General features: G+C 31.4%; 1 protein-coding gene. It reads left to right on the top strand.

Annotated elements, in window-relative coordinates:
* The coding region (locus R7P64_RS24720) for a flagellar motor switch protein FliM (protein WP_318124283.1) at nucleotides 1-477 on the top strand (477 nt) is incomplete at its 5' end.
* Between the last annotated feature and the right edge of the window lie 36 nt (nucleotides 478-513).

A 513-nucleotide genomic window follows, 5' to 3' on the forward strand; every position in this document is an offset into this window, starting at 1 on the left:
ATAGTAGAGGTTGAATCTGAGTTAGAATTTATAGAAAGCAATCCTCAAATTGTTCAAATTGCTTCTCCAAATGAACCAGTTATACTAATAAGTTTTACTTTTGAGTTACTCGAACATAAAAACTTTATAAATATATGCATCCCATATATATCTTTAGATGCAATCATAGAGAGATTGAACTTTAAAAACTGGTTCGAGTCTGATAATGAGCAAACTGATGATTATAGAGCAATAGTGGAAAAAAGAGTTTTAGGAGTTCCTGTAAATTTAGAGGTGGAATTGGGTAGAACTTATATTAGTATCAGAGACTTTCTAAATTTAGAAGAGGGCGATTGTATAAGGCTTGATAATAGGATTGATGAACCACTTAGCATGCTTGTCGAAGGAAAACCTCATTTTTTGGTAAGACCCGGTAAGTTAAACAGCAAATTGGCAGTAGAAGTATTACAATTTATAGAAGAGGATGTTATAGAATGAGTGATAATTTTATATCTCAAGAAGAAATAGATGCTT

Origin of the sequence: Vibrio sp. 2304 (genome assembly GCF_033339475.1) — a bacterium.
GTDB lineage: Bacteria > Pseudomonadota > Gammaproteobacteria > Enterobacterales > Vibrionaceae > Vibrio > Vibrio alginolyticus.